Origin of the sequence: Actinoplanes palleronii (assembly GCF_016862315.1) — a bacterium.
Classification (GTDB): Bacteria; Actinomycetota; Actinomycetes; order Mycobacteriales; family Micromonosporaceae; genus Actinoplanes; species Actinoplanes palleronii.
Genome location: NZ_BOMS01000017.1, coordinates 57317 through 78843, shown reverse-complemented (window position 1 = coordinate 78843; position 21527 = coordinate 57317). Strand labels below are relative to the sequence as shown.

General features: G+C 72.3%; 17 protein-coding genes. 8 read left to right on the top strand and 9 right to left on the bottom strand.

The annotated features are described in order from the left end of the window. Window position 1: 1 nt before the first annotated feature. Window positions 2-2161 carry an ATP-dependent DNA helicase UvrD2 gene (locus Apa02nite_RS06890; RefSeq protein WP_203824310.1) on the bottom strand — a complete coding sequence of 720 codons (2160 nt, stop codon included), beginning with the start codon at window positions 2159-2161 and terminating at the stop codon, window positions 2-4. An 83-nt stretch (window positions 2162-2244) separates the two neighbouring features. Here Apa02nite_RS06890 and Apa02nite_RS06885 point away from each other — a divergent pair, with 83 nt between their 5' ends. After that, entirely contained in the window at window positions 2245-2487 is a 243-nt protein-coding gene (locus tag Apa02nite_RS06885; RefSeq protein WP_067698082.1) for a mycoredoxin, read from the top strand. A gap of 54 nt (window positions 2488-2541) precedes the next feature. Here the strand turns inward: Apa02nite_RS06885 and Apa02nite_RS06880 are convergent, their stop codons facing one another. From Apa02nite_RS06880 to Apa02nite_RS06865, 4 genes are all read right to left on the bottom strand, one after another. Next, window positions 2542-3423 (bottom strand): phytanoyl-CoA dioxygenase family protein, encoded by an 882-nt coding sequence (locus tag Apa02nite_RS06880; RefSeq protein WP_067698084.1) that lies wholly within the window; start codon window positions 3421-3423, stop codon window positions 2542-2544. Window positions 3424-3529: 106 nt separating this feature from the next. Then, the gene (gene nudC / locus Apa02nite_RS06875) at window positions 3530-4447 is read right to left on the bottom strand and encodes an NAD(+) diphosphatase (protein WP_239164165.1); all 918 of its coding nucleotides are present in this window, start codon (window positions 4445-4447) and stop codon (window positions 3530-3532) included. 68 nt (window positions 4448-4515) lie between these two features. Further along, window positions 4516-5835 carry a M16 family metallopeptidase gene (locus Apa02nite_RS06870; RefSeq protein ID WP_067698086.1) on the bottom strand — a complete coding sequence of 440 codons (1320 nt, stop codon included), beginning with the start codon at window positions 5833-5835 and terminating at the stop codon, window positions 4516-4518. Next, window positions 5832-7139 (bottom strand): M16 family metallopeptidase, encoded by a 1308-nt coding sequence (locus Apa02nite_RS06865; protein WP_203824308.1) that lies wholly within the window; start codon window positions 7137-7139, stop codon window positions 5832-5834. The genes Apa02nite_RS06870 and Apa02nite_RS06865 overlap by 4 nt, the downstream gene beginning before the upstream one ends. Window positions 7140-7318: 179 nt before the next feature. On the opposite strand from Apa02nite_RS06865, the gene Apa02nite_RS06860 reads away from it, so the two are divergent. Genes Apa02nite_RS06860 through Apa02nite_RS06845 form a run of 4 tightly spaced genes read left to right on the top strand, consistent with a single transcriptional unit; the run spans window position 7319 to window position 10532 of the window. Continuing rightward, the gene (locus Apa02nite_RS06860; protein ID WP_067698090.1) at window positions 7319-7732 is read left to right on the top strand and encodes an RrF2 family transcriptional regulator; all 414 of its coding nucleotides are present in this window, start codon (window positions 7319-7321) and stop codon (window positions 7730-7732) included. An 11-nt stretch (window positions 7733-7743) separates the two neighbouring features. Continuing rightward, a complete protein-coding gene (locus Apa02nite_RS06855) occupies window positions 7744-8823 on the top strand; it encodes an ABC transporter substrate-binding protein (protein ID WP_067698092.1) in 1080 nt (359 codons plus the stop codon). Window positions 8824-8851: 28 nt separating this feature from the next. Beyond that, complete coding sequence (locus tag Apa02nite_RS06850; RefSeq protein WP_203824307.1) at window positions 8852-9628, top strand: ABC transporter ATP-binding protein; 777 nt, start codon at window positions 8852-8854, stop codon at window positions 9626-9628. After that, complete coding sequence (locus tag Apa02nite_RS06845; RefSeq protein ID WP_203824306.1) at window positions 9618-10532, top strand: ABC transporter permease; 915 nt, start codon at window positions 9618-9620, stop codon at window positions 10530-10532. The genes Apa02nite_RS06850 and Apa02nite_RS06845 overlap by 11 nt, the downstream gene beginning before the upstream one ends. Here Apa02nite_RS06845 and Apa02nite_RS06840 read toward each other — a convergent pair. Continuing rightward, window positions 10529-11419: a hypothetical protein gene (locus Apa02nite_RS06840; protein WP_203824305.1), complete on the bottom strand. Its 891-nt coding sequence runs from the start codon at window positions 11417-11419 to the stop codon at window positions 10529-10531. The genes Apa02nite_RS06845 and Apa02nite_RS06840 overlap by 4 nt on opposite strands. A gap of 117 nt (window positions 11420-11536) precedes the next feature. Between Apa02nite_RS06840 and Apa02nite_RS06835 the strand changes: the two genes are divergently transcribed. Next, entirely contained in the window at window positions 11537-12253 is a 717-nt protein-coding gene (locus tag Apa02nite_RS06835; RefSeq protein ID WP_203824304.1) for a lysophospholipid acyltransferase family protein, read from the top strand. Window positions 12254-12357: 104 nt separating this feature from the next. Continuing rightward, window positions 12358-12939: an O-methyltransferase gene (locus Apa02nite_RS06830; protein WP_203824303.1), complete on the top strand. Its 582-nt coding sequence runs from the start codon at window positions 12358-12360 to the stop codon at window positions 12937-12939. Window positions 12940-13067: 128 nt separating this feature from the next. Here the strand turns inward: Apa02nite_RS06830 and cspE are convergent, their stop codons facing one another. Next, on the bottom strand, window positions 13068-13271 hold the full coding sequence (gene cspE, locus Apa02nite_RS06825; protein ID WP_014447450.1) for a transcription antiterminator/RNA stability regulator CspE: 204 nt from the start codon (window positions 13269-13271) through the stop codon (window positions 13068-13070). 222 nt (window positions 13272-13493) lie between these two features. On the opposite strand from cspE, the gene Apa02nite_RS06820 reads away from it, so the two are divergent. Further along, on the top strand, window positions 13494-13898 hold the full coding sequence (locus Apa02nite_RS06820) for a pilus assembly protein CpaE (protein ID WP_203824302.1): 405 nt from the start codon (window positions 13494-13496) through the stop codon (window positions 13896-13898). Here Apa02nite_RS06820 and Apa02nite_RS06815 read toward each other — a convergent pair. Further along, window positions 13895-17479 (bottom strand): UvrD-helicase domain-containing protein, encoded by a 3585-nt coding sequence (locus Apa02nite_RS06815; protein ID WP_203824301.1) that lies wholly within the window; start codon window positions 17477-17479, stop codon window positions 13895-13897. The genes Apa02nite_RS06820 and Apa02nite_RS06815 overlap by 4 nt on opposite strands. Next, complete coding sequence (locus Apa02nite_RS06810; RefSeq protein WP_203824300.1) at window positions 17476-21246, bottom strand: ATP-dependent helicase; 3771 nt, start codon at window positions 21244-21246, stop codon at window positions 17476-17478. Before Apa02nite_RS06810 ends, Apa02nite_RS06815 begins: the two co-directional genes overlap by 4 nt. Window positions 21247-21527 lie beyond the last annotated feature (281 nt).

Here is a 21527-nt window from a genome sequence, read left to right as displayed (position 1 = left end):
ACTAGTTTTCAAAGTTTTTTCGGCCATCATCTTCGGGGCTCGCGCCACCCACCAGAGCGAAGACCGACTCGCCGTACTGGCCCAGCTTGCGGGCCCCGATTCCGGCGATCGCCAGCAACTGGGCCGGATCGGACGGGCGGCGTTCCGCGATGGCCACCAGGGTGGCGTCGGTGAACACGACGTACGCAGGGACTTTCTGCTCCGCCGCGGTGCTCGCCCGCCAGCGGGTCAGCCGCTCGAAAAGGTCCTCGTCCATGTCGGACGGGCAGCTCGCGCAGCGGCCCAGTTTCCGGTCGGCGCCGGCCAGCAGCGTGGTGCCGCAGACCCGGCAGGACGACACCTTGGGCACCCGGCGGTCGGTTTTCCGACTCCGGTCACCGGACGGCCCGGAGGACGCCGCACCGGCCCGCTCACCCCCGCCGAACTGTCCCAGCTGCGGCAGGAACCGGCAGGGCCGGCGGGTCCGGCCGCCCGGCGCCCGGGACTGGCCGAGCGAGAGCCACAGCACCTGCCGGGCCCGGGTCACCCCGACGTAGAGCAGGCGGCGCTCCTCCTCCAGCTGCTCGGCGGTCTTCGCGTACGTGGTGGGCAGCGTCCCGTCGGCGAGCCCGACCAGGAACACCGCGTCCCACTCCAGCCCCTTGGCGGCGTGCAGCGAGGCCAGCGTGACCCCGGCCATGGTCGGCGCGTGCTGCTGCTCGGCCCGGCGGGCGAGCTCGTCGTTGAAGGCGGTGAGGGTGATCTCCCGCTGCACCCGGGCGCCCTCGCCGATCGGCAGGATCGCCGGCTCGGCGGCGTACTCCTCGGCGAGCGCGGCCAGCGCGGCGAGCGCCTCCCACTGCTCGCGGGCCGCTCCGCCGGGCGGCGGCTTCGCGCGGTTCCACCCGGTCCGGGACAGGCCCTCGACGACCGCGTCGACGAGCGGGGTCTCGCCGGGGATCGAGCGCACCGCGGCGCGCAGGGCGACCATCGCCTGCCGGACCTCGGAACGCTCGAAGAACCGCTCACCGCCGCGGACCACGTAGGGCACCTCGGCCTCGGCGAGCGCCTCCTCGTACGCCTCGGACTGCGCGTTCGTACGGAAAAGGATCGCGATCTCGCTGGCCGGCGTGCCGGCCGTGATCAGTTCCCGGCAGCGCCGGGCCACCGCGGCGGCCTCCCCCGGCTCGTCCGGGAAGATCTTGAGGGCCGGTTCCGGGCCGGGCGGCCGCTGGCCCACCAGCTCCAGGCGCAGTTTCGCCTCGGTGCCGCGGGCCTGCCGGATCACCGCGTTGGCCAGCCCGACCACCTGCGGGGTGGACCGGTAGTCGCGGACCAGGCGGACCACCACGGCGTCGCGCCACTTGCGCGGGAAGTCGATCAGGTGGGCCGCGCTGGCGCCGGTGAACGAGTAGATCGTCTGGCTGGCGTCGCCGACCACGGTGAGGTCGTCCCGGCCACCCAGCCACGCCTCCAGCAGGCGCTGCTGCAACGGGTTGACGTCCTGGTACTCGTCGACCACGAAGTGCCGGTACTGCGCCCGGATCTGCTCGGCGACGTCCGGGTGCTCCTCGATGCCCCAGACCGCGGCGCGCAGCAGGTCCTCGAAGTCGATCACGCCCTGGCGGCGTTTGAGCGACTCGTACGCGGCGAACACCTCGGCCACCCGGGCCGGCTCGAACGGGGGCTCCCGCAGTGCCTTGGCGGCGGCCACGGCGTACTCGGACGGCTCGACCAGCGAGGACTTGGCCCACTCGATCTCGCTGGCCAGGTCGCGGGAGATCGCCCGGTCGGCGCGCACCCCGGCGCGGGCGGCGGCCAGGCCGACCACCCGGATCTTGCTCTCGATCAGCTCGGGCATGCCTCGGCCCTCGAGCAGGCGCGACGCGAAGTAGCGCACCTGGCGCAGCGCGGCCGCGTGGAACGTCCGGGCCTGCACCCCGCCGGCGCCGAGCGCGGTGAGCCGCGAGCGCATCTCGGCGGCGGCCCGCGCGGTGAAGGTGACCGCGAGCACATGCCGCGGGTTGATCTCGCCGGACAGCGTCCGATGCGCGATCCGATGAGTGATCGCCCTGGTCTTGCCGGTACCCGCACCGGCGAGGATGCAGACCGGACCGGCCGGAGCCGTCACCGCCGTCCGCTGGTCCGGGTCGAGCCCGGCCAGCACCGCTTCAGTCCGCACGGTAGGGAATCATGACACCCCCGCGGGGTGTTGTGCTGTAAGGCGTAGTGCCGTGTGACCCGTATCCGAAGGAGCCCTGTCCGATGCTGACCATGTACTCGACGTCCTGGTGTGGGTACTGCCACCGCCTCAAGTCGCAGCTCGACCGGGAAGGCATCGCCTACGAGGTGGTCGACATCGAGCAGGACGAGACCTCGGCGGCCTTCGTACGGAAGGTCAACGGCGGCAACCAGACCGTGCCGACCCTGAAGTTCGACGACGGCTCGGCGCTGACCAACCCGTCGATCGTCCAGGTGAAGAAGCACCTCGAGTCGATCGCGGCCTGAGCACACGAAAAGGGGCCGTCGGAAAGGACGGCCCCTTTTTCGTGTCCGGGAACCTTACGGGATCAGGGCCGGGATGCTCGAGTCGAGCAGGCCCCGCTCCTTGAGCGCGCCGTAGAGCGGCGTGGACTCCGGGTAGTGACCCCACTGGTGGTCGCCGTCGCCCTTGCCGAAGCCGCCCAGCAGCTGCTTCTCCACCTCGGTCTTGCTGTCCCACTCCGGCTGGGCCGGCAGGTCGGCGACCTCGTCGCGGATCGCGATCCAGCGCGGGGTGTAACCGAAGAACGCCCCGACACGGGTGATGTCGGAGTAGTTGTCCGACCGGGCGTGCCAGATGCGGCGGTCGAAGACGACCAGGTCACCCGCGTTCGCGGTGATCTGGACGGCGCCCTCGGGGGCCGGCCACGGAACGCCACGGCTCGGCGGGCCGGGCAGCCAGTTGGTCTTGTGGCTGCCGGGCAGGACGGTGAAGTTGCCCCGGCCGGTCTCGCTGACATCGGAGAACCAGTAGGCGAGCTTCACCGACAGCATCGGACGCGGGTCGGTCTCGATCTCCCGGTTCTGCCGTCCGCCGTCCTGGTGCCAGTGCCACCATTCCTTCTGCTTGTCGTGCAGCTGCGGGTGCACATCGATGTGTGAGTGGTACACGTGGATGTTCCACCCGAGCAACGACCAGATGTACTTGAAAGCCTTGGGGTGATCGAGCAGGAAAGCCAGCTCGGGAACGTAGGCGATCGGGGAGAGCTGGTGCAGAGCGCCGGTCGCGCTCAGCTTGCCCTCGGCCTTCGCCTTCTCGTAATACCCCAGAATCGCGGCCCGCCCGACCTCGATCTCGCTCTCACTGAGCACCGACGGCACGACGATGTAACCATCGCGGTCGAACGCCTCCCGCTCCTCCGCGGACATCGGCGTCCACGCCGGCGCTTCCACCTGGGTCATCGGATCCCCTCTCGTCTTTGGTAAGCATGACGCACCGGGACCGTACTCAGGTTGCCTGTCGAAACGAGAAACTTTCTGATCACATACCCCCCGGTCGTGATCGTGATCACGAGGCGTGCAACCACTTCTCGATCAGGTAGAACGCGATCGACGATCGCATCGGCAAACTCATCGGTACACCGGTCTCCGGGTGAACGTAGTCACCGGCGATCATCTTGGCGATGTCGTCCCGGGAGAACCAGTGCGCCTCGTCGATCTCCTCCGGGTCGAGGCGCAGCGGTTGCTCCGGGTCCGCGGTGGCCAGGAAACCCAACATCAAGGAGCCGGGGTACGGCCATGACTGGCTGCCCTCGTACCGCATCGCGGTCAGCCCCACGCCGACCTCTTCGCGGACCTCGCGCAGCACGGCGGCCTCGGCGGACTCGCCCGGCTCGACGTACCCGGCCAGGCAGGAGAACCGGGTCAGCCCGTTCTCGCCGCGTCCCCAGGCCGAGTTGTGACCGAGCAGGCAGCGACCGGCCGGACCGGCCACGTCGTCGTGCACCACCACGATCATCGCCGGGTCGGTCCGCGGCCACATCAGCTGGCCCTCGTCGTCGGCCCGGGCCCAGCCCGCCTCCACCGCGACCGTCGGCTTGCCCGACCGCGGGGAGAACTTGTGGCTGGCGTGCCAGTTGGCCAGCGCGGCAGCCGCCGTGAGCAGGCCGGTGTCCCGGGCGTCGAGCAGGTGCCCGACCTCCCGCAACGTCACCGCCCGGGTGCCCTCGGCCGGCGGCGGCGTGGTGTCCATGGTCCACAGCGGGGTGCCGTCGGTGTCCTCGCCGAGGAACCAGCGCTCCGCCTCCGGCGCGTCCGCCGACCCGACCAGGACCAGCGCGGCTCCGCCGTCGGGACGGTCGGTGACCAGCGCCCGGCCGCCCTTGGTCAGGTCGATCACCAGGACCTGGCCGCGGGTCCAGGCGTCGGCCAGCCAGGCGTCGTCCTTGCGGCGGTGGGCGGCGCGGTCCAGCGTGGTCCGCGCCAGCGGCGGGGTGCCCGGCTGCTCGGCACCGAGATCGGGTTGCTCCGGTTGGTCCGGATGGTCGGTGCCGGTCACGGTACGTCGCGCTCCACCGCGGTCAGGGCGGCCAGCTGCGGCTCGATCTTCTCGGCGTCGCCGAGCACCACGGTCACCGCGAGCGCCGGGGCCAGGTGGCGCGCCGCGACCGCGGCGACCTGCTCCCGGGTGGCGGCGGCGAGCGCGGCCGAGTGGTCCCGCAGGTGGTCGAGGCGCAGGCCGAAACCGGCGTACACGCTAGCCAGGGCGGCCAGGCCGGACTGGGTGGACATGCCGAGCCGCAGGGTGCCGAGCGCATAGCGCCGGGCCTGCTCCAGCTCCTCCTCGCCGGGCGGGAGGCTGGCGATGCGGCCCAGCTCGTACGTGGTCTCCAGCAGGGACGGGCCGGTCACCTCGGTGGCCACGTCGGCCGCGGCGATCAGCGCCGAGCCGGACGCGAAGTGCTCGACCACCGAGTGCGAGCCGTACGTGTAGCCCTTGTCCTCGCGGATGTTCTCCACCCAGCGGGACGAGAAATAGCCGCCGAAGACCATGTTGGCCAGCGACAGCGCGGCGTAGTCGGGGTCGGTGCGGGTCAGCGCGGGCAGCGCGATCCGCAGCGACGACTGCACCGAGCCGGGCCGGTCGACGAGCAGCAGCGGGCCCGGCCGCAGCGCCGGGGTGGGCGGGATCTCGCCCTCCGGGGCCGTGCCGGTCCAGCCGCCGAGCGCCTTCTCGGCCAGGTCGATGACCTGATCCGGGTCGATGTCGCCGACCAGGACCAGGATCGCGCCGTCCGGGCGGACCCGGGCGGCGTGCAGCTCGCGCAGCGCCTCCGGCTCGACCGCGCGGACCTCGTCGGCCTCCGGGGTCTGCACCGCGTACGGATGCGTCAGGAACATCCGCTTCAGCAGGGCGACCCGGGCCAGGTGCGAGGGCTGGCTGAGGGCGACCTGGATGTGGTCGACGAGGCGTTCCCGCTCGGTCACCACCTCCTCGCCCGGGTAGGTGGCGTCGGTGAGCACCCCGGCCAGGATCTCCAGGAGCCGGCCCAGGCCACCGGCCAGCGTGTTGCCGCTGATCTGCAGCCGGTCCGGGTCGAGGCCGGCGGCCAGGCCGCCGCCGACCGCCTGCAGCTCGGCGGCGATGTCGAGCATCGACATGGTGCCGGTGCCGGTGAACAGCGCCTGGGAGAGCAGCGTCGCCGCGGCCAGCGGGGCCCGGCCGAACGGGATGCGCAGGCGCACCTCGGCCAGCGGCACCGCGGCGCGACGGATGGCGATCACGGTCAGCCCGTTCGGCAGCGTGCGCTCGGCCTGCGGGGGCAGGGTCAACTCGGCGTTCGGAATCAGGTCCGGCAGGGTCCTGCTGCTCATGCTGCGGCTCCGGGGATGACTTCGACGGTGGCGCGGCTCTCCGGCCGCAGGGTGGCCGCGGCGGTGACGATCTGGTCGGCGGTGACCTCGCCGAGCAGCCGGGGCAGCTCGTTGAGCAGACCCGGGCGGCCGCGCTGCAGCTCCAGCACGGCCATCGGCAGGGCCCGGCCGAGCACCTCGTCGGTGCCCTGCAGCAGGCGGGCGCTCATCCGCGCCTGGGTGCGCTCCAGCTCGCCCGGCTGCAGGCCGTCGGCGACCAGCCGGTCCAGCTCCTCGTCGACGGTGCGCAGCACCTTGCCGGCGTCGCCGCCGGGCGGCATGTGCGCCTGCAGCAGCAGGGCGGTCGGGTTGCGCACCTGGTACTCGTCGCCCATGAAGCCGAGGTAGCCGCCGATGCTGGTGACCGAACGGTCCCGCTGGACCAGGCGCTCGACCAGCCGGGAGGCGTCGCCGTCGGTGAGCACCTCGGCCAGCACCGAGAACGGGAGATAGGTGTCGAAGGACCCGATCGGGTCGGGCACGCGGTATCCCGCGGCGACGGCGGGCAGCGGGGCGATGCGGTCCACGTACGTCTCGCGGCGCTCGCCGTCCAGACCCGGCTCGGCGAAGTCGGGCAGGACCGGGGCCGGGCGGGCCGGCACGTCGCCGAAGTGCCGCTCGATCATCGCGGTCGCCTCGGCCACGTCGAAGTCGCCGGCCACCGACAGCACCGCGTTGCCGCAGGCGTAGTAGCGGTCGAAGAAGCCCTGAGCGTCCTCGACGGTGGCGCTCTCCAGGTCCTCGAACGATCCGTACCCGTCGTGGGCGTTGGCGAAGGTCCGGAACATCACCGGGGGCAGCTTCAGCCAGGGGAACCCGCCGTACGGCCGGTTCAGGACGTTGACCCGGATCTCCTCCTTGACCACGTCGACCTGGTTGCGCAGGTTTTCCTCGGTGAGCCGGGGACCGCGCATCCGGTCGGCCTCGAGGAACAGCGCACGCTCCAGGGCGCCGGACGGCAGCACCTCGAAGTAGTCGGTGTAGTCCAGGTGGGTGGAGCCGTTGAAGCTGCCACCGGCGCCCTGCACGTGCCGGAAGTGCGCGAGCTTCTCGAGGTTTTCCGAGCCCTGGAACATCAGGTGCTCGAAGAGGTGCGCGAAGCCGGTCCGCCCCTCGGGTTCGCTGCGGATGCCGACGTCGTAGACGACGGCCACGCCGACGACCGGAGCGCTGCGGTCCGGTGAGAGGACCACACGCAGACCGTTGGCGAGGGTGAACCGCTCGACCGGATATTTCGTCGCGGGAATCTGGATTCTGGACGCCACCAGGTGACATTAGCGCGCTGTGTGACCACCCGCGCCACTACCTGTGGCGGGGCAAAGAGACGGACGTCTCGGTCCCGTCATGCGGTCGGGTACTTGACGCATCAAACCCATCTGATCCAGTATTCCCATCTAACAGGTAGATTAAGCAAAGTTTGATCCGCTGGGAGGGGGCCCCCGCCGTGTACGTCTCGGCACGCACGGACTACGCCGTCCGCGCCATGCTCGCCGTCACCGCGGAGCACCCGCGTCTGGTCAAGGCCGCCGGTCTGGCGGCCGCGCAGGACATCCCGCTGAGCTTCCTGCAGGGCATCCTGCTCGACCTGCGCCGCGCCGGGCTGTTGCACAGCCACCGCGGCGTCGACGGCGGGTACGCCCTGGCCCGCGGAGCCGAGGAGATCACCGTCGGCGACGTGGTCCGCGCCGTCGGCGGCGCGCTCACCACGGTCCGCGGTCTCCCCACCGCCACGGCGACCTATCACGGCGCGGCGACCGCACTGCACGACGTGTGGATCGACGTCGAAGCGGCCATCGAGGGCGTTGTCGACCACCGCACCCTGGCCGAGCTTTCCCTTATTTCGATAAAGCAGAACTAGGAGTTTTGAGCATGAGCTCCCGCACCCTCCGTGCGCTCGCCCTTGCCACCGCCGCCCTCGCGGCCACGTCCGCCCTGGCCGCCTGCGGATCCGACGACGACAACACGAAGGCCGACACTGCCGCCGGTGCCCCGGCCGAGGCGAAGACCATCAAGCTCGGTTACTTCCCGAACATCACCCACGCCCCGGCGCTGGTCGGCGTGAACAAGGGCCTCTTCAAGGACGCCCTGAGCGGCACCGACCTGCAGACGCAGACCTTCAACGCCGGCCCGGCCGCGATCGAGGCACTGCTCTCCGGCGCGATCGACGCCACCTACATCGGCCCGAACCCGGCGATCAACGGCTGGGCCAAGTCCAAGGGCACCGCGCTGAAGATCATCGCGGGCAGCACCTCCGGTGGCGCCGGCCTGGTCGTCAAGGAGGGCATCAACACCGTCGCGGACCTCAAGGGCAAGAAGATCGCGACGCCGCAGCTGGGCAACACCCAGGACGTGGCGCTGCGCGCCTACCTGAAGGAGAACGGCCTCAACGCCGACACCAACGGCGGCGGCGACGTCTCGATCCTCCCGCAGGACAACGCGACAGCGGTGCAGGCCTTCGCCCAGGGCGCGATCGACGGCGCCTGGGTGCCGGAGCCCAACCTGAGCAAGCTGCTGCTGGAGTCCAAGGGCAAGCTGCTGGTCGACGAGAAGACCCTGTGGCCGAACCAGGAGTTCGTCACCACCCACCTGATCGTCAGCCAGAAGTTCCTCAAGGACTACCCGGGCACGGTCAAGAAGCTGCTGCAGGGCCACCTCGCGGCGGTCAAGTACATCGCCGACAACAACGCGGACGCCCAGACGGCCGCGAACGCGCAGATCGAGTCGCTGACCGGCAAGGCGCTCAAGCCGGAGATCCTGACGGCGGCGTTCAAGAACCTGAAGTTCACCGCCGACCCGATCGCGTCCTCGCTCTACACCAGCGCCAAGCACGCCGAGGAGGTCAAGCTTCTCGACGCGGTCGACCTCAAGGGCATCTACGATCTGGGTCCGCTGAACGAGCTGCTCAAGGCTGCCGGGCAGCCCGAGGTCAGCGACGCCGCGGCATCCTGACGGACTGACGGGAAGGGGCGAGTACGGCATGAGCATCCTCGAAACCACCGGTGTGCGTACCGACGCGGTCGTGCGCATCGAGAACGTCTCCAAGACGTACGGATCGGGGAGCAATGCTCTGCTCGCCCTCGACCGTGTCTCCCTCGACGTCGAGAAGGGCGAGTTCGTCTGCCTGCTGGGCGCCTCCGGCTGTGGCAAGAGCACCCTGCTCTCGCTGGTCGCCGGTCTCGACCAGATCAGTAGCGGCACCCTGGAGATCGGCGGCCGCAAGGTCGCGCTGATGTTCCAGGAAGCCGCCCTCTTCCCCTGGCTCTCGGTGACCGGCAACGTCGAGCTGCCGCTGCGCCTGCAGGGCCTCGGCAAGGCCGAGCGCCGCAAGCGGGCCGAGGAGCTGCTCGAGGTGGTCCGGCTGAACGGCTTCGCCGACAAGCGGCCGCACGAGCTCTCCGGCGGCATGCGCCAGCGGGTCGCCCTGGCCCGGGCCCTCGCCCAGAACGCCGACGTGCTGCTGATGGACGAGCCGTTCGGCGCGCTGGACGCGATGACCCGCGACATCCTGCACGACGAGCTGGAGCGGATCTGGCGTGAGCAGAACCTGACAGTGCTCTTCGTGACGCACAACGTGCGCGAGGCGGTCCGCCTCGGTGACCGGGTGATCCTGCTGAGCAGCCGCCCCGGCCGGGTGATCGAGGACTTCCCGATCCAGCACGCGCGCCCCCGGCGCATCGACTCCCCCGAGGTCTCCGGCCAGGCCGCCGAGATCACCGACCGGCTCCGTGCGGAGGTCGCCCGTCATGCCAGCTGAAACCGCCGTATCCGACAGCACCACCGCCGCCACGAACGCGGTGACCCTGACGAAGGGCCGGGCCGCCAACGAGGTCAGTGGCCTGGACGCGCTGGAGACCGCCCCGCAACGCGACAAGGGCCGGCTCGGCCTGCGGATCTGGGCCAGCGCATGGCCGAAGCTGCTCGCCCTGGCCATCGTGATCGGGATCTGGGAGGCCGCCTACCTCGCCGAGTGGCGGCCCTCGTACCTGCTGCCACCGCCCACCGAGGTCTTCCCGCAACTCTGGGACCTGATCACCACGGCCGACTTCTGGAACGGCATCCGCCTGACCATGACCCGGGCGATCACCGGCTTCTCCCTTGCGGTCGCGATCGGCACCGTCCTCGGCGCGGCGGTCTCCCGCTTCGCGCCGCTGCGGGCCGCGATCGGCTCGCTGATCACCGGCCTGCAGACGATGCCGTCGATCATGTGGTTCCCGCTCGCCATCCTGCTGTTCCAGCTCGGCGAGAAGGCGATCCTGTTCGTGGTCGTCATCGGTGCCGCGCCGTCGGTGGCGAACGGCCTGATCAGCGGCATCGACTACGTGCCGCGGACCTGGCTGCGGGTCGGCCAGGTGATGGGCATGTCCGGTCTGGCCAAGTACCGGCACCTGATCCTGCCGGCGTCGCTGCCGTCCTTCGTGTCCGGCCTCAAGCAGGGCTGGGCGTTCTCGTGGCGCAGCCTGATGGCCGGTGAGCTGCTGGTGATGGTGCCCGGCGCGGTGTCGATCGGCGTGCGGATGCAGAACGCCCGGGACCTGACCGACAGCGGCCTGGTGATCAGCTACATCATGGTGGTGCTGGTGATCGGCATTCTGATCGACCAGCTCTTCAACTTCGCCGACAACGCCCTGCGCAAGCGCTGGGGCCTGACCGGCAATTAAAGCGGCCGCACCGAGTTGAGGACGTCCCGGACCACGTAGTCGAACTGCTTGTGGGTGCCGGGGATCGACACGTACAGGATCGCCGCGCTCGGTTTGCCGACGTCGATGACCGCCACCGCGGAGTACTCCTCGGTGGCGGTCAGTCCGTCCGCCCGGAAGCGCAGCCGGAACTCGCTCACCCAGGCCGGTCGCCCGCCCAGCGTGGTGACCTCGTCCCGGATCGGCTCCATGGTGTTCGGCTGCGGGTAGTACTCGGCGCGGACGTCCGCCGCGATCTGCCGGCCCACGCACTCCAGGTCCAGCGAGACCGCGTCGTTGTCGGCGGCCGGGATCGCCGCGGACAGGATCGAGGCGTGGTACTCGCCGCCGCTGTAGGTCTCGGTCACGAAGTGCTGGCCGACCCGGTAGGGCACCTGCAGAGTGCCGGCCCGCCAGACGTCGGTCCAGGTCAGCCACGGAGCCGGGTACTTCCGGTAGGAGATGCCGGCCTCCTCGTCGACGGTCCGGGCGCCGGTGGCCGGCGGCGGCACGACGGGCGCCTCGGTGGCCGGGGCGCTCGCCGACGAGGTCGGTGCCGGGCAGGCCTGCGCCAGCGGCGGGCGGACGTCGGTGGGCGCGGACGCCCGCTCCCGGAACGGGTTGCTCTCGCTGCCGAACAGGATCACCAGCAGCACGATCAGGCCGCCGGCCAGGATCAGCCCGGCCACCCCGCCGAAGATCATCAACTGCCGGCGGCGGCGCTCCGGGCCGGTCGGCTCAGCTGCCGGCGGCGGGTCCTCCGGCGGCGGCGGGACCAGCGGCGGCACACCGGAAGCGGTCACCGTGCCGGACGACCACGAACCGTCCGGCCGGGGCCAGGCGGACTCGTGCGGGTGCGGCTCGGACATGCTCACAAGTGAACACCACGGGGCCGTACCGTGCGGCGCCGACGTGGGTCCGTGACGCACCCGGGCAAATGCCACCCGGCCCAGTGTGTTTTCAGTTTTGTCCGCTACCGTGCTGCCATGGAACTGGTGTATCCCCCGGTCGTCGGCTTGGCCAAGACGATGTTCCGCGTCCTCGACATGAAGATCGTGATCGAGGGCGGCGAACACATCCCCACCACCGGGGGTGCGGTCCTGGCCAGCAACCATTCGAGCTATCTCGATTTCATCTTCTGCGGGTTCGGCGCGCAGCCGGCCAAGCGGCTGGTGCGCTTCATGGCCAAGAAGCAGGTCTTCGACCACAAGGTCAGTGGTCCGCTGATGCGCGGCATGCGGCACATCCCGGTCGATCGCAAGGCCGGCACCGCGGCGTTCCGCGAGGCCATCACCGCGCTGCGGGGCGGTGAGATCGTCGGCGTCTTCCCGGAGGCCACGATCAGCGAGTCGTTCACCGTCAAGGAGCTCAAGACCGGCGCCGCGCGGATGGCCCAGGAGGCCTCGGTGCCGCTGATCCCGATGGCCGTCTGGGGTCCGCATCGACTGTGGACCAAGGGCCGGAAGAAAGAGCTCACCAAGCGGCACGTGCCGGTGATCATCAAGATCGGCGAGCCGATCGAGCTGCCCGAGGGCGCCACCCCGGAGTCCGCCACGGTGCTGCTCAAGCAGCGGCTCACCGGGCTGCTGGACGCGGTGCAGAAGGCGTACCCGGAGCAGCCCGCCGGTGACGACGACCGCTGGTGGCTCCCGGCGCACCTCGGCGGCACCGCGCCGCTGCCGCGGCCCGCGGCAGCCGTCTGACCGAGTCTGATCAGTGACGGCTCCGGGCGTGCCCGGAGCCGTCGCCGTTTCCGGAGCACCGCGGCTCCTTCCCCTCGCCGCGGTTCGGGCGGACCCTCGGTCATATGAATGAAGGTCTCGAGAAGCTGCTGGCCGACCTGTACGCCGAGGGCGCCGCGTTCGACGCGGCGCAGACCGAGCGGGTGCACACCCGTCGCAACCTGGAGCCGGCCAGCGCCGGACTGTTGTGGTCACTGGCCGGGATCGTCGGCGCCCGCCGGGCGGTCGAGATCGGGACGTCCAACGGGTACTCGGCGATCTGGCTGGCCGACGCGCTCAACGCGACCGGCGGCCGCCTGGTCAGCGTCGACGTGGACACCGATCCGGCCGCGGCGGAGAACCTGAGCCGAGCCGGCCTGCGGGAGCGGGTCAACCTGCACCGCGGGGACGGCGGGGCCTATCTGGAGGGACTCTCCGACGCGTGTGTCGACCTGTTGTTCCTGGACGCCGAGCGGACCGAGTACCCACGCTGGTGGCCGCACCCGGTGCGGGTCCTGCGGCCGGGCGGCCTGCTGGTGATCGACAACGTGCTGTCGCACCCGGACGAGGTCGCCGCGTTCCTGGAGCTGCTCGCCGGGGAGAGCAGCCTGAGCGGGTGGACCGTCCCGGTCGGCAAAGGACTCCACCTGGCCTGGCGCGCGCACTGAAAGCCGGCCCGGCGCGCACACTGAGAGCCGGCCGGAGAAGTGGCATCGGCGCCGCACCCTGCCGGGTACGACGCCGAATTCACATGCTGTCACCGACCGCCGGAGAGCAGTCGAGGGTCAGACATGGATCAGACGGAACGAATGTTCGCGGCCTGCGGGCCCTTCTGGCCCTGGGTGACCTCGAACTCGACCCGCTGGTTCTCCTCCAGGCTGCGGTAGCCCGACATCTGGATAGCGGAGAAGTGGGCGAAGACGTCGGCGCCGCCGTCGTCGGGGGTGATGAACCCGAAGCCCTTGTCCGCGTTGAACCACTTCACAACGCCGGTAACCATGATCGTCTCCTCGACGGTCGATCGCCCCCGCCCATGGTGGACGGGGACGAGGTAGTAAGACCCGCTTTGTGCGGGACTCGTGTCGCCGTACTGATCGCCCGACCGGAGAAACCCGGGTTACGACAAAAAGCGCCCGAGGCAACGTTCACCACAGGCGCTCCTGAGTACTTGGGAACCAAACTGACAACGCTCGCAGCCTAGCATGATGACGGAGGCCCGGAAGTGCTCGGCATACACGTCGCGCGGCAGCTCAAAGCCGCTGGAGTGACCTGGAAACCACGGCTCGGAGACCGCTTCGGGATACCCGATCGGGACCTCGACGACGAGGTTTTCGTGCTCAGCAACATGACCGTTCAGGTCCACGATCGGCCGGAGGGCCGGGTCATCGGATTCAACGGCACGACCGAGTGGGCACTCGACGATGTGGAGATCGACGAGACCGTCTGGCTGCCCCGCGAGGACCAGTTGCGGGAGCTGCTCGGCGGCACGTTCCGGTCGCTGGACCACGAGGCCGCTGCTTTCCGGGTACGCATGGAGCTGCTCGGCGAGACGCTGACCTGCACGGCGCCCACCGCCGACGAGGCGTACGCCGCAGCCCTGCTCCGGCTGCTGGCCGCGGTGACCTAAAGCGACTCCTCGGGGATCTCGGTGATCAGCGCCGCCAGCGCGGACACGTCCATCAGGTCGGCCGGGCGGACGGTGACCTGTTCACGGACATAGTGGAAACCGGCACGGACCCGGGTGATCGGGACACCGGCCAGGGTGGCCCAGGCGATCCGGTACGCGGAGAGCTGCACCGCGGCGGCCTCGGCCTCGGCACCGGTCGGGCGGCGGCCGGTCTTCCAGTCGATCACGTCGAACCGGCCGTCCGGGTCGGCGAAGACCGCGTCCATCCGGCCCCGCACCACCACCCCGGCGACAGTCGTCGCGAACGGGACCTCCACGTCGAGCGGGGTGCGGTCGGCCCACTCCCCGGTCAGGAACGCCTCCTGCAACGCGAGCAGCTCCTCGTCGCCGGCCGCGTGCTCGTCGGCGGCGCCGGGCAACTCGTCGATGTCGATCAGCCGGCCCGCGCCGAACCGCTGCTCCAGCCAGACGTGGAACGCGGTGCCCCGGCGGGCGTGCGGCGCCGGGCGCTGCGGCAGCGGACGGCGCAGCGAACGCGCCAGCGCCTGCGGGTCACGGCGCAGCACCACGAGCTGGGAGACCGAGAGGTGCGGGGGCAGCGCCACCTCGATCGGGCCGTCCCGGTGGGCGCGTTCGGCCCGCTCGGCGAGCAGCAGCCGGGCCTCGCGACGCCAGCGGGCGATGTCCGGGTCGACCTCGGCGGCCACCCGGTCCACGGCCGAGGCCGCCGCGAGCAGGCTGGCCCGATCGAGCGCGGGAGCCGCCACCGGGTGCACCGGGCCGGCCGGTCCGGTCGCCGCGGGTGCGGTTTCCGACGGTTCTGGTCGTACCGGAGAAGGGCGGTCGGAAGAGGCATCGGCCGGAAGCGAACCGGCGTGCGGTCCCGGCTGGTCCTCAGGGGTGTCTCCCGGGTGGTCAGAGACCCCTACGGACCAGCCCGGGCCGGCCAGGCCGACGAGATCGGCCGCGAGGCCGGCGCGGGCCGCGACCTCCGGATGCGCCACGGCGAGATCGGCGAACGCCTCGGCCGCGGAAGCGTCCGGGTCGGCGACCATCCGGCGGATCAGGTCGGCGGCCGCGGCCATCGCCGGACGGCGCAGGCCCAGCGGATCGGACGGCCACTCGGCGGTCGCCACCACCTCCTCGCTCGGGTTGGTCTCGCCCGGCGCCGGCTCCGGTGTCCAGACCGCCACCACGCCCGCGCCCGCCTCGCAGGTCGCGCGGATCTCGTCGAGGAAGACCGACGGGCCGCGCGGGCGCTTCACGCCGTCGCCCCACCAGTAGCCGGAGCAGAGCAGCAGGCGGCGGGGCCGGGTCACCGCGACGTACGCGAGGCGGCGCTCCTCCCGCTCGTCGTGCTCCCGCCAGGCGCGGGCGAAATCGGACAGCGCGCCGGCCACGTCCTTCTGGTCGGTGGCGTCCTCGAGATCCAGCACCGGCAGACCGGACGCGTCGCCGCGCAGCGGGAACGGCAGCACGCCGATCCCGCCGAGATAGTGGTCGGAGCCGCGGACCAGGCCCGGCCAGACCCCCCGGCACAGGCCGGCCGCCGAGACCACGTCCCACTCCAGACCCTTCGCGGCGTGCGCGGTAAGGATCTGCACGGCGCCCTCGACCACGTCGACCTGGCCCGGTTCTAGTCCGCGCTCCTCCTCCTCGGCCGCGGTCAGGAACGCCAGGAAACCGGCGATCGTGCCGGACTCGTTCTCGCTGCCGAACCGGGTGGCGGCCTCGCCGAGCGTGTCCAGGTGCGCGCGGGCCAGACCGGCGTCACCGGCCGCCCAGCCACGCACCGCGACCTCGACGTCCAGGCCGATGGTCCGCTCGATGTCCGCGAGCAGGTCGGGCAGCGGCTGGTCCAGGCGCTGCCGGAGAGCGACGAGCTCCCGGCTGAACGCGGCGAGCCGGGCGTACCCGTCCGGGGCGTACTGCGCCGGGGCGCCCAGGTCGGCCATCGCCTCGATCAGGGTGGCGTCGTCCAGCCGGTCGGCCGTCACCTCGGCCGGCGCCTCCGACTCCGGATCCTCCGGTTTCGGCGCGCGGGCGCCGGCGATCGTGCGCGCCCGCCGGTGCAGGGCCACCAGGTCACGCGGGCCGATCCGCCAGCGCGCGCCGGTGAGCAGGCGCAACAGCGAGGCGCCGTCGGTCGGGTCGGCCAGCACCCGCAGCGTGCACACCACGTCCCGGACCTCCGGGGTGTCCAGCAGCCCGCCCAGCCCGACCACCTCGACCGGCAGGCCGCGGGCCCGCAACGCCTCCTCGATCACCGGGATCTGGCTGCGCACCCGGACCAGGACCGCGCTGGTCGGCCGCCGCTCCAGCGGGATCTCCTCCGGCAACGCCTTCGGCATGCCGGCCACCAGACGCCAGGCGGTCAGCATCGAGTCCGCGATCCAGGACGCCTCTTCCGCGTACGACGGCAGCAGCGCACAACTGACCGTGCGCCCGCCCACCGCCTCGGCCACCCGCTCCGCCGGCTTCAGCACGCCCACCTGCGCGCGCAGTGGCGCGGACACCACGTTCGCCACCTTCAGGATCTCCGGGCGGTTGCGCCAGCTCCGGGTCAGGCTGCGCACCCAGGCCGGATGCCCCTCGGCGTCCGGGAACTCGTCCGGGAACCGCTCCAGCGTGCCGGCCGACGCGCCCCGCCAGCCGTAGATCGACTGGCACGGGTCACCCACCGCGGTCACCGGGTGCCCGCCGCCGAACAGGTTGTTCAGCATGACCACCTGGGCGTGGCTGGTGTCCTGGTATTCATCCAGCAGCACCACCCGGAACCGGCCTCGCTCGACCCGGCCCACCTCCGGATGGTCCCGGGCGACGAGCGCGGCGCGGGCCATCTGATCACCGAAGTCCATCGCCTCGATGCCGAGTTTGCGCTGCTCGTAGAGGCGGACCAGGGGCAGCAGGGTGAGCCGGTTCTGCTGCCGCCGCAGGGACTCGCTGACGTCTTTGTACATCCGGCCGGGGAACGACTGCAGCTCGGCGAAGAACCGGCCGGTCCAGGCGGCCAGGTCGTCCGGGGTGAGCAGGTGCTCGGCGAGCTCGGCGGAGAGCGCCAGCACGTCGTCGGTGACCGTGCCGGGCGCCCGGTTCAGCCCGGTCATCTCACCGGTGTACGCCCGGACCAGCGAATCCACGATCTGCCAGCGGGCCGCCTCGGTGAGCAGCCGGGCGGACGGCTCGAAACCGCCGCGCAGGCCGTGCTCGGTGACCACCCGGGCCGCGTACGAGTGGTAGGTGGAGATGGTCGCCTCGCCGGCCAGCGCCTCGTCCCGGCCACCCAGGCTGCGGACCAGCTGACTGAGCCGGGCGCGGACCCGGTGGGCCAGCTCGCCGGCCGCCTTCCGGGTGAAGGTCAGGCCGAGGATCTCGCCGGGGTGCGCGTACCCGTTGGCGACCAGCCAGACCACCCGGGACGCCATCGTCTCGGTCTTGCCGGAGCCCGCGCCCGCGACGACCAGCAGCGGCTTCACCGGGTGCGCGATGATCGCGGCCTGCTCGTCGGTGGGTGGCGGCAGGTGGAGCAGGCGGGCCAGCTCCAGCGGCGTGTAACGGGGGCCGACTCGGGCGTTCCTCATCGCGGGGGCTCCACCACCTGGCGGCCCTTGCCGGAGATCGGGCAGCTGGACCGCACCGGGCAGACCCGGCAGCGGCTGTTCGCCACCGCGGAGAACGTCGCGGCGGCCATCGTGTCGGCGGTGCGGCGGACCATCGCGTACGCCCACTGCGGATCGATCGCCTCGGTGATCGGGACCTGCATCTGTTCGCGGGCCTCCTTGCCCGGGCCGAGCTGGACCAGGGCCGCCCCGCCGCTGTCCGTGCCGTAGTCGCCGAACGCGCCCGCGTCGACCGCGGCCTGATAGCCCGCCAGCTGCGGGTTCTCGGCCACGTCGGCGGAGAGCGCTGTCGACTTGCCGGTCTTCAGGTCGATCACCACGAGCCGGCCGGCCTCGTCGATCTCCAGCCGGTCGACCCGGCCGGTGAGCTGGATCGGGCGGTGCTCGTCCTCCAGCCGGACGGTGAACTCGTGCTCGATCGCCAGCAGCCGGCGCGGGTTCGCGGCCAGCCAGCGCAGCAGTTTGTCCACCATGGTCTGTGCGCGCTCCTGCTCCGGACCGGCCATCCAGCGGGCGGCCAGTTCGATCGTGTCGAACCGGGCCGAGACGTACTCGACGAGTTTCTCCCGGTCGGCGTGCGCGTCCTCGGCCAGCATCGCGGCCGCGTGCACCAGGTTGCCGATGCCCTGCGCGGGACCGGACGGTGCCGCGCCGCCGTGGCGTTCCAGCAGCCAGCGCAGGCTGCAGCGGAGCGCGCTCTCCATCGCCGACGGGGTGACCTTCACCGGGACGCCGTCGTCGACGAGCGGGCGGTCGTCGGAGAGCGGGCGCAGGCCCCACCACTCGTCCGGATGCGCACCCGCCACACCGGCCGACGCGAGGCGGGCGAGTTCCGCGGCCGCGGCGCGCCGCCGGCTGGGCGTCTCGGTCGCGGAGACCACGACGGTACGGAGTTCAGCTACCAGCGCGGAGAGCGTGAGGGCACGAGGCGCCCGCCCGACGGTCAGCTCGGCGTCCCCTGGCTCGCCCGCCATCTCGCCGCCGGGCTCGTCCTCCGGCTCGACGGGCTCATCCGGCTCACCCGGCTCACCCGGTTCGTCTTCAGGCTCGGCGCCGCTCTCCGGGAGCGGGCCGGGAGCGTCCGGGTCGGAGGGCTCGAGCTCATCTTCCGGGAGCGGGCCGGGGTCGTCCGGGTCGGTGGGCTCGGGTGGGAGTGGGGCGTCCGGGCCCGGGTCGTCGCCGTCGGGGCCGGGGGCGGGCGGGCGGGTGCCGCGCGCGGCCAGCTCGGTGAGGAAGCGGCTGGGCTGCTCCTCGATCGCCGCGCCGCCGGTGCTGGCCGAGGCCACCGCGGTCGCCACCAGGCGGCGGCGGGCGCGGGTGGTGGCCACGTAGAAGAGCCGGCGCTCCTCGTCGAGCAGCGCGGAGGTCTCGGCGACGATCGCCTCCGACCCGGACGCGGGACGGCCGGCCACCGCGTCGACCAGGCGTTCCGACCCCAGCAGGCTGCCGCGCAGGCGCAGGTCGGGCCAGATGCCCTCCTGCACCCCGGCCAGCACCACGACGTCCCACTCCAGGCCCTTCGCGGCGTGCGCGGTGAGCAGCCGGACCGCCTCGCCACGGTCGGCGCTGGGTGCGATCGTGTCGGCCGGCAGGTCCTGGCCCAGCACGTGGTCGAGGAACACGCCGACGCCGGCGCCGGGCAGCCGGTCGACGAACCGGGCGGCCGCGTCGAAGAGCACGACCATGGCGTCCAGATCACGGTCGGCGGCCTCGGCGCGCCACTGCCGGGCCCGGGCGGCCTGCGCCGCGTCGGTGACCCGGAGGTTGCCGGTGCTCATCGCATACCACCGGTCAGCCAGGCCGCTGGCCCGCCAGAGCGTCCAGAGCACGTCCTCGGCCGAGGCGCCCGGCTCGGCGGCCGCCGCCCGGGCGACCGTGAGCAGGCGAGCGATGGTCTGCGCCGGGCGTGCCCAGCGGCGCTCCACCAGGGCCAGGCCGGCCGGGTCCCGGACCGCGTCGACGAGCAGCTCCCCGGACGGACGCCGATCGCCGGCGGCCAGCGCCAGCGCCCGCAGGCCCTGCCGCAGCCGCCGCTCGGCGAGCGGGTCGGCGCCACCCAGCGACGAGTGCAGCAGCGCGACGGCGGCCTCCTCGTCGAGCGACTCCGGGCTCAGCGCGCACCGCAGCAACAGCAGGAACGGGGCGACCGCGGGCTGCAGGTGCAGCGGCAGATCCTCGGCGTGCACCACGGTCGGCACACCGGAGGCGGCGAGAGCCCGCTGGACCGAAGGCTGCTGCAGTGTCGCGGAGCGCATCACCACGGCCATCCGGGACCAGGGAACGCCGTAGAGCAGGTGGGCCTCCCGCAGCGCGTGCGCGATGAAGGCGGTCTCCGCGGCCGGCGAGCGGAACGTCCGCACGACGGCCCCGGCCATCGGCCCGCTCGCCGAGATCTCCTCCCCGGTGACCAGCCCCCGGCCCGCCTCGGCGGAGCTGCGCGCCCCGGCCCGATCGCCACCGGCCGACGGCCACCCGGCCACACCACGGCCAGGCAGAACCGAAGCATCCCCCGCGGAGGAAGCCGGCGGATCAGACGGATCGGCCCCTGCGGGGGAAACCGGCGCAGCGGACGGGGCGCGGTCGGGTGGAAGGGCGGCCGGCTCGCGGGAAGGTGGGGCCTGCGCTGCCGGCGGGGGGAACATCGGGCGGTGGGCGATCGGGCCGCGCATCCGGCGGGCCACGCCGGACGTCGCGGTGAGCAGGGACGGTGCGGCGCGGTGGTTGGTGTGCAGGGCGATGGTCTCGGCCGGGGCGCCGGACGGGGAACGGAACCGGGCCGGGAACGCGCTGACCACGGCCGGCTCGGCGCCGCGGAAACCGAAGATCGAGGAGTCCGGGTCGGCGAACGCGACCAGTGGCTTGCCCCCGCCGGCCACCTGCGCCAGCAGGTCGACCTGGGCCGGGTCGGTCTCGGCGAGCTCGTCGACGAACACGAACGCCAGCCGGCGGCGCTCGGCCGCCAGCAGGCCGGGCTCGTCGGCGAGCAGCCCGGAGGCGGCCCGGACCAGCTCGGCCGGGTCATAGGCGACCGAACCGCGGGTGGTGGCGTCGCGCAGGGCGAGGACCTCGACATACTCCCGGAGGAAGCGGGCGGCGGCGGACCAGTCGTCGCGGCCCAGATCGGTGGCGAGCCGGGCCAGCCCGACCGGGCCGATCCCGCGCTCGGCGGCACGCTGCATCAGGTCACGCAGCTGCTGGGCGAAGGCCCGGGTGGGCAGGGCCGGGCGGAGCCCCTCCGGCCAGCCGATCGTGTCGGTCGCCTCGGGATCCTCCACCACGGCGAGCAGCTCACGGATGATCAAGTCCTGCTCGGGGCCGGTGAGCAGCCGCGGGGCGGGCTCTCCGCGCTCGGCGGCGGCCCGGCGGAGCAGGCCGAACGCGTACGCATGGAAGGTCCGGACCAACGGCTCGTGGACGATGCGCCCGGCGTCCCCGGCGATCCTCGCCTCGATCCGGTCGCGGAGCGACGCCGCGCCACGGCGGCCGAACGTGAGCACCAGGATCCGCTCCGGGTCGACGCCCTCGGCGATCCGGGCGGCGACCGCCTCGACCAGCACGGTGGTCTTGCCGGTGCCGGGACCGCCGACGACCAGCAGCGGGCCACGGGTGTGCGCGGCCACCCGGGCCTGCACGGGATCATCGCGCAGCTCGGGCACGGCCGGGCGGGGACGCCGGACCAGGCGGTAGTCGGGCCGGCGCACCGGGGAGGGAGGGGCCGGCGTGCTCACGGATCTATCAGAGCACGCCGGTACGACGTTATTCCGAGGCGAGGTCCACCTGAACCCACCCGAGTCAGGTCGGCCGCACCAGCCGAGGGCGGCAGGAACACGCGATCAGCAACGAGCGGGCGGCGGGAGCACGCGGTCAGCGCCGACGGGGCGGCACGAGCACACGATCAGCGCAGACAGGGCGGCAGGAACACGCGATCAGCGCCAAGGGGGCGGCAGGAACACGCGATCGGCTGGCTTCAGGGGCGTCAGCAGGACGCAATCCCGCAACGCGGACACCC

Coding starts and splice junctions, on each gene's coding strand:
- Apa02nite_RS06815 (WP_203824301.1), bottom strand. CDS start 17,479: ATGAGGAACGCCCGAGTCGGCCCCCGTTACACGCCGCTGGAGCTGGCC.
- Apa02nite_RS06835 (WP_203824304.1), top strand. CDS start 11,537: ATGGAACTGGTGTATCCCCCGGTCGTCGGCTTGGCCAAGACGATGTTC.
- Apa02nite_RS06870 (WP_067698086.1), bottom strand. CDS start 5,835: ATGAGCAGCAGGACCCTGCCGGACCTGATTCCGAACGCCGAGTTGACC.
- Apa02nite_RS06885 (WP_067698082.1), top strand. CDS start 2,245: ATGCTGACCATGTACTCGACGTCCTGGTGTGGGTACTGCCACCGCCTC.
- Apa02nite_RS06830 (WP_203824303.1), top strand. CDS start 12,358: ATGAATGAAGGTCTCGAGAAGCTGCTGGCCGACCTGTACGCCGAGGGC.
- Apa02nite_RS06845 (WP_203824306.1), top strand. CDS start 9,618: ATGCCAGCTGAAACCGCCGTATCCGACAGCACCACCGCCGCCACGAAC.
- cspE (WP_014447450.1), bottom strand. CDS start 13,271: ATGGTTACCGGCGTTGTGAAGTGGTTCAACGCGGACAAGGGCTTCGGG.
- Apa02nite_RS06850 (WP_203824307.1), top strand. CDS start 8,852: ATGAGCATCCTCGAAACCACCGGTGTGCGTACCGACGCGGTCGTGCGC.
- Apa02nite_RS06855 (WP_067698092.1), top strand. CDS start 7,744: ATGAGCTCCCGCACCCTCCGTGCGCTCGCCCTTGCCACCGCCGCCCTC.
- Apa02nite_RS06840 (WP_203824305.1), bottom strand. CDS start 11,419: ATGTCCGAGCCGCACCCGCACGAGTCCGCCTGGCCCCGGCCGGACGGT.
- Apa02nite_RS06880 (WP_067698084.1), bottom strand. CDS start 3,423: ATGACCCAGGTGGAAGCGCCGGCGTGGACGCCGATGTCCGCGGAGGAG.